The organism is Sulfurimonas sp., from assembly GCF_026196735.1.
Lineage (GTDB): Bacteria > Campylobacterota > Campylobacteria > Campylobacterales > Sulfurimonadaceae > Sulfurimonas.
Genome location: NZ_JAPHUF010000022.1, coordinates 23,489 through 30,525 on the forward strand (window position 1 = coordinate 23,489; position 7,037 = coordinate 30,525).

General features: G+C 34.3%; 8 protein-coding genes. 3 read left to right on the forward strand and 5 right to left on the reverse strand.

From position 1 onward, the window contains the following. Positions 1-19: 19 nt before the first annotated feature. The 3 genes from OQK60_RS11040 to OQK60_RS11050 all read right to left on the reverse strand — a co-directional run bounded on the left by OQK60_RS11040 (position 20) and on the right by OQK60_RS11050 (position 1,512). The gene (locus tag OQK60_RS11040; RefSeq protein WP_297686994.1) at positions 20-535 is read right to left on the reverse strand and encodes a methylated-DNA--[protein]-cysteine S-methyltransferase; all 516 of its coding nucleotides are present in this window, start codon (positions 533-535) and stop codon (positions 20-22) included. 47 nt (positions 536-582) lie between these two features. Beyond that, positions 583-1,113 (reverse strand): transcription elongation factor GreA, encoded by a 531-nt coding sequence (greA, locus tag OQK60_RS11045; RefSeq protein WP_297686996.1) that lies wholly within the window; start codon positions 1,111-1,113, stop codon positions 583-585. A gap of 72 nt (positions 1,114-1,185) precedes the next feature. After that, positions 1,186-1,512: a hypothetical protein gene (locus OQK60_RS11050; RefSeq protein WP_297686998.1), complete on the reverse strand. Its 327-nt coding sequence runs from the start codon at positions 1,510-1,512 to the stop codon at positions 1,186-1,188. Positions 1,513-1,629: 117 nt separating this feature from the next. On the opposite strand from OQK60_RS11050, the gene OQK60_RS11055 reads away from it, so the two are divergent. The 3 genes from OQK60_RS11055 to holA are packed head-to-tail and all read left to right on the forward strand — an operon-like array spanning position 1,630 to position 5,340. Beyond that, positions 1,630-2,427 (forward strand): HDOD domain-containing protein, encoded by a 798-nt coding sequence (locus OQK60_RS11055; RefSeq protein WP_297687000.1) that lies wholly within the window; start codon positions 1,630-1,632, stop codon positions 2,425-2,427. Between the two features lie 10 nt (positions 2,428-2,437). Beyond that, positions 2,438-4,375: a ribonuclease R family protein gene (locus tag OQK60_RS11060; RefSeq protein WP_297687002.1), complete on the forward strand. Its 1,938-nt coding sequence runs from the start codon at positions 2,438-2,440 to the stop codon at positions 4,373-4,375. 2 nt (positions 4,376-4,377) lie between these two features. Next, positions 4,378-5,340 (forward strand): DNA polymerase III subunit delta, encoded by a 963-nt coding sequence (gene holA, locus OQK60_RS11065; protein ID WP_297687004.1) that lies wholly within the window; start codon positions 4,378-4,380, stop codon positions 5,338-5,340. Here holA and OQK60_RS11070 read toward each other — a convergent pair whose 3' ends face one another. Together OQK60_RS11070 and ilvC are read right to left on the reverse strand one after the other, a co-directional pair. Further along, a complete protein-coding gene (locus OQK60_RS11070; protein ID WP_297687006.1) occupies positions 5,341-5,745 on the reverse strand; it encodes a DUF350 domain-containing protein in 405 nt (134 codons plus the stop codon). A gap of 184 nt (positions 5,746-5,929) precedes the next feature. Continuing rightward, the gene (gene ilvC, locus OQK60_RS11075) at positions 5,930-6,952 is read right to left on the reverse strand and encodes a ketol-acid reductoisomerase (protein ID WP_297687007.1); all 1,023 of its coding nucleotides are present in this window, start codon (positions 6,950-6,952) and stop codon (positions 5,930-5,932) included. Positions 6,953-7,037: the final 85 nt, after the last annotated feature.

Consider the following 7,037-nt stretch of genomic DNA (forward strand, 5'->3'; position numbering starts at 1 on the left):
TTTTAATGAAAGTAAAATTCTACATCGCAAGAAGATTATTCTCTAAGTCTAAGAGCTTTTTCTTAAAAGGAAGTCCACCTGCATAACCGGTTAAACTTCCATCGCTACCTATAATACGATGACAAGGGACAATTATCCCTATCGCATTCGCTCCATTAGCATTGGCAACAGCCCTTACAGCTTTTTCATTACCTATTGCTCTTGAAAGCTCTAAATAACTAGCCGTTTGCCCATAAGGGATTTTTAGTAATTCTTTCCAAACACTCTTTTGAAACTTAGTTCCAAGCATCAAAAGTGGAAGCTCAAACTTTTTACGCTTGCTTGAAAAATATTCGTCAAGCTGTTTTCGTGTTTCTTTTAAAACTTCACTGTCTTTTTCAATATATTGCGCATTTAAAAATTTTTGTATTCTATTGTCAATTGAATTTCTCATCTTTCTATAACGAAAATCAAGCATACAAAGTTTATCGCCGTATGAACCTAAGATAAATTCACTAGAAGCTACTTTATAATATTGTATATTTATTTGATTCATGTTTTCATCTTTATAAAACTGTCTTATATTCTCATATACAGTTGATTTTAATGGAAAGAAAAGTCTGCTTTTGTTCGTATGTTTTTCTTTAAAGAGAAGATATTTTTGTACCCAATTTCTAGTATCTCATACTCTTTCTTGCCGTTTGGCAACTTAAGGGCAAACTCATCATTAACACTTTTGCCAATAAGAGCTTTTGCTATTGGAGAGTGAATAGAAATCAACCCGTATTCAGGCTCAGATTCTAAAACACCACAAATAGTATAACTCTCTTGTTCATCTGTTTGTATATTTAAAAGTTTGACACTGCTGCCAAAACCGACTTTGACATGTGAAGAGAGAGAGGGGTCTATAATCACGGATTTTTCTATCATTGAGTTTAGATAAAAAAGTCTTTTATCTATAAATCGAAGTTTTTCTTTTGCTGCATGATAATCTGCATTTTCACTTCTATCACCCAAAGCAGCTGCAACTAATTTTTCTTCTGCAACTTTGGGTTTTTCGACCTCTAGTAAAAATTTAAACTCTTGTACTAAAAGGTCGTAACCTTCTATACTCATAGGTTCTTTATTATTCATAATAAAGAAAACCTAGTGTTAATGTAGTTCTTTGGGCTTTGCTCAAAAAACGTATAAATAATCATGTCTTTATTAATGGTTAAAACCCACTATGTAGTAAGTTTCTTTATTGTCAAGCTTATTTAACTTAACTTTAAATTTATCACTAAAGTGATTTATTTTTTCATGTGCTTCTTGAGCCATTTCAGGGCTTGACGATTCAATTTTTATCTTGAAACAATCATTGGTGTTAGACATTGCAACATAAGCATTATCAACCTTTAAATGGTCATGTAAATCCATGATATGTTTTTGTATTTTTTCATAACCGACTGTGTTCTTTTCGATTCTTTGAAGCTGTTTTATTAAAGCATCATTTGGTACATATCCCAGTTGAGTAAGCATTGCATCTTGTTGCATGTTTATCCTTTTATAAAATTATAGAAGTATAATATCAATAATTTGTAAATATTCAGTAGCATTTTATCAACAAATATGTATTATTTAACTAATTATAAAATAAACAAAAGAGAGAAAATGACTGAAGAAATTCTAAAACAAATCAAGCAACTTCCACCATTGCCGGAGTCAGCTATGCAAATAGAGGCTATTTATCAAAATCCTGATAGCAGTTTTAGTGATATGGTTCATATATTGGAAAAAGATCCTCTTTTAACCGCGGATATTTTAAAAGCTGCAAACTCTCCTCTTTATGGTTTTTCCCGTGAAATAAATTCTATAAACCAAGCTGTTGGTTTATTTGGGATAGGAACAATCAGAGGTTTTGCTTTGGCTAGTATTATCAAAAAGAGTTTTACTCTTGACTTATCTCCTTATGGAATCACCAATGACATGTTCTCTGCACTTTCTAAAAAGCAGCATGGACTTATGACCTCATGGTGTCTCAAAACTGAGGGTTCTCTACTTGGTATATTATCTCCCGCAGCATTTCTTGTAGAAATCGGTAAAGTTTTAATAGCTCAACAAATCATAATAGATAAAAAGCAAGAAGCTTTTCGTGATGCACTGTTAGAACTTCAAGATGTAGAAGCAGCTGAGAGAAAAGTTGTCGGCGTTGATACACCTGAAGTGAGTGCTACAATTTTTAAATTTTGGAGATTTGAAACAGGACTAATAGACACAATACGCAACTGTCAAACTCCGCAAAATGCAAAAGAAGAAGATAAAAGAGCGGCACAAATACTACATGTAGTTCGTGTAGCTGTTCCTATCAACGGCGCCATCACAGAAGAAAGCATTAAAAAAGCAAAAGAGCTAATCATCAAGTATGACCTTGATATGCCAAGCTTTGAAACAGCATTGCAAAACACTTAAAGCGCTGCACTTGAAATCACTTCTCATAAGGCTCACTCACGGATTAAGTGAGCAAGACATCTCCTCAGATGAACTTGTACATGTAAATGATTTTTTAACAAAGGGTTATATAACTAAAAAAGAAAATGTTTACAAATTTAATTCTAAATATCGCGCGGGAACACTAGGTCTTGTTCAAAAAGGAACAGCCTACTTAAATGTAATCGGTGAAAACATTAAAGACCTTTTTATTTGTGAAGGTGATTTAGGTGAAGCAAACGAAGGTGACCTTATAATAGCACAGAGGCTCCTTGGAAAAAGAGGTACACCCAGTGCTAAAATAGTAGAAATCGTAGGTCGTGCAGAGACTTACTCTATAGCTTATATAATAAATAAAGATGGAAGAAAATCTTTAGTCGATTTAAAAACAGAATATCCAAGCGGTGTTGAAATGAGTCCCAAAGAACTCAACGCTTACGAAGAAGGTGATTTATTTAAAATCAATAACCAAGACTTCTCAGTCATGGAAAAACTTGGAAACCTCAAAGACCCACTTGTAGATGAGAAAATTGTTCTTGCAAGATTTAACAAGCACGATGAATTTGAGAGTGAAGTTTTAGAAATAGCACAGTCTTTTGAAGAAGTTGATGCCAAAAAGTATCCTAAAAGAGTTGATTTAAGAAAATTGCCTTTTTGTACAATCGACCCCGTTACTGCAAAAGACTTTGACGATGCAATTTGCTGGGATGATGAAAACACAACTCTTTATGTAGCAATTGCCGATGTTAGTGAATATGTTACCCCTTTTGGAGCTATTGACAATGAAGCTATCTATAGAAGTTTTTCTATCTACCTTCCTCATCGCTCTATTCCTATGCTACCGCGTCAACTCAGTGAAACTCTCTGTTCACTTCAACCACATGTAGATAGATTGGCTTATGTTTTTGAGATGAAACTTGACTTAGATTCTTTAGAAGTAAGTGACTCAAAAGTATATGAAGCAATCATTCACTCAGACAGAAGATTTAACTATGAAGAAATAGACGACTTCTTTGATGGAAAGTTAAAAGCTACAAATTCCAAAGAGAAAGAAGTTTTTGATTATATAACAAAACTAAGAGTAGTAACCGACGCACTCAAAGAAAAAAGATTAAAAATAGGTTATGACTTTCGCTCAACAGAGTTGGAGATGGAGATAGATGAGAATTCCAATCTTGTCTCTACTACATACGCTGAGGAGACACCGTCCCATGCTCTAATTGAAGACTGTATGCTTTTAGCGAACAAAGCGGCGGCTTCACAATTTGAAAGAGGAATATTTAGAATACATGAGCCTCCAAGTCAAACGAAACTTCAGATTCTTTATCAGGAACTAGCTGGAATCGGCATGTTCATAGATATAAAGACAACCATCAAAGAGACCATTACAAATATCCAAAACCAAGCGAAGGCTATGGATTTGCAAGCTGATGTTGATACACTTATAATCCGCTCGCAGATGCAGGCTAGATATGCTCCGCTAAACTCCGGGCATTTCGGACTTGGATTTGAAGCATACACACACTTTACATCACCGATTCGTAGATATAGTGACCTTATTGTACATAGGCTTTTAAAAGCTATTAACGCCGGTGATACAGAGGAAGGCTCTTATGTTCTTAGAAATATAGAGTCTCTGTGTATGACAATAAGTGAAAAAGAGAGAGAGGCAAGTACCATTGAAGTAGAGTTTATGGCAAGAAAATTTGCCAGATGGGCAGCTGAAAATATAAACAAAGAGTTCAAGGCACGCATAAGCGCTACGGACCCTGAGGTTAAAGCTGAGCTTCATGATGAGATTAAAGGTGCGAAACTCAATATCACATCTACTGATTCTGTAGTTCTTTTTGAAGATGTTACGGTATGCATAGACAGAGTTGATATTGCTAAAGCTAAAATATTTGCAAGAGTTGTAAAACGCGGTGATTAATTTTGTATAAAAATGAGCTAGACAAACATATACAAAACAGGTCTATCTCAAACAGTTTTGTCTTTTTTGGTGAGAGTAGTTTTCTTATTGACATGTACACAAAAAAAGTAACAAATATTGAAGATGCATCACTACTTCAGTTTTATCATGATGAGTATGATTTTAACTCAGCTAAAGCGCATTTATCACAAGCTTCACTATTTGGCGGTCAAAATGTTTTGATTATTAAAAGTGAAAAAAAAGTACCTAAAAAAGATTTAGATATTTTTATAGATTATTGTGAAAAGAACCCAGATAACATTTTTGTTTATGCTTATTACGGAAGCGATCACAAAACTTATACAAAAGCATTTTCTAAAAAAAGTACGATGAGTGTAAGATTTTTTCATCCAAATCAGGGTGAATCTATTTTTACTGTCTCTTCAGTTGCTCGTGAAAAAAATGTAAACATTGACAACTATACAATCACTCATCTGCTTGGTATTCACAATGGAGATGTCGCACTGGCATGTAATGAAATAGACAAGTTTAAAGTCTATGACAGAGCAATAACAACAAAGGATGTTGACAACTTAGTTTTTGGATTAGCCGAAGTCAATATTGATGACTTTATAAAAAAGATTTTAAATAAAAAAGATTTTAGATTTGAGTTACAAAATATACTTGAGCATGGTGAAGATGAGATTAGAGTTATAACAGCAATCTGTTCATACATCACGCAGCTTTATATGTTCAATATATACATTCGTGTCAATGGAGTACCTAACGCACTCGAAATACTTGGATATCCTGCTCCAAAATTTGTTGTGGATGAAAAAGCAGCACAATCACTCAGATTTAAGCCAAGTACTTATTATAAATTACATGAACTGTTACTCACAAGTGAACTAAAAATGAAGAGTTCAAATGTGGATAAAAATGCTATATTGCTATCTACTCTGATAAAAATTCAGCAACTACTCTAGTTAGTAGCTCATTGAACCTGCGTTAAGAAGCCCTATAGAAATCGACATAAATGCCTTTAAAATTCCGCCAGAGACAACACCTTCAGTAATCAACTTCTCTACAGAATATTTACCTTTTAATCTAGTCATAATAAAAGCAAAAAGAAGCTGGATAAACATAGCCACAACAGCCCAGATTAAAAAATCAAAATATGAAACTGAACTAACAAGAGCGCTGTAAAGAGGGATACAAAGACCAACAATTGCACCACCAAAACCTATGGCTGCGGCATTGTTATCATCCTTAAAAATCAACTTGTAATCGTCATAAGGCGTTACAATAGCATAAAGAAATAGAAAAAGAACAACAACCCCAACAGCAGTGATAAAGAAAAGTCCGAAAGACAGAAATGAGCCTAGTAACATGATATATCCTTTTTAGTTGAGAAATAATATCTAAGTTGTACTAATGAATGGGATAACATAGATAAATCTTAAGTGATAAGTTTTTGTAAAAAACAAAAAAGAGTGATGGAGTTTCAAGGCGCATAACGAGGAAATGCACTAATGTGCCTGACGAGTAAAGCAACGCAGAAAATGCGTCGCTATTTTAGTTTTTATCTTGGTTAACGATTTTGTTTGAACCTATCCAAGGCATCATCTCACGAAGTTTATTACCAGTTACAGTTATTAACTTAGTTTTGTCGTTATTACGCTCAGCATTCATACGAGGGTAACCTGCTTGACCTTCAAGGATAAAGTCTTTTGCAAATCTACCATCTTGAATTTCTGTAAGAATATCTCTCATAGCTTGTTTAGACTCAGCATTGATAACACGCTTACCTGAAACATAGTCACCATACTCAGCAGTGTTAGAGATAGAATATCTCATATCAGCGATTCCACCTTCAAACATCAAATCTACAATTAATTTAAGTTCGTGAAGACACTCAAAGTATGCAAGTTCAGGAGCATAACCAGCTTCAGTTAAAGTTTCAAATCCAGCTTGAACTAAAGATGCAGCACCACCACAAAGAACTGCTTGTTCTCCGAAAAGGTCAGTTTCTGTTTCGTCTTTGAAAGTAGTCTCGATAATTGCAGTACGACCACCGCCAATAGCAGATGCATAGGAAAGAGCTAACTCTTTAGTGTTACCAGAAGGGTTTTGACCAACAGCGATTAAATCTGGAATACCTCCACCACGAACAAACTCAGAACGAACAGTATGTCCTGGAGCTTTTGGTGCAATCATTGTAACATTGATATCAGCTCTTGGAATGATACGACCGTAGTGAATGTTAAAACCGTGACCAAAAGCGATAGTAGCACCTTGTTTTAAGTTTGGCTCAATTTCATTTTTATAAATTTCAGCTTGATTTTCATCCGGTAAAAGAATCATTACAACATCAGCAGCAGCAGAAGCCTCAGCAACTGTAAGAACTTCAAAGTTTTTTGCCTCAGCTTTAGCCCAAGATGAACCATTTTTTCTTAAACCAATGCATACTTCAACACCGCTATCTCTTAAATTTTCAGCGTGAGCATGACCTTGAGAACCAAAACCAATCATTGCAACTTTCTTGCTTTTGATTAAGTCTAAATTTGTATCTTTATCGTAATAAACATTTAATGCCATTGTTTTCCCTTGATAATTTTAAGCTTAAGTACTTAAATAATTTTCGGCATTATACTAGAATAAAGCAAAAACTTTTATAATGTCA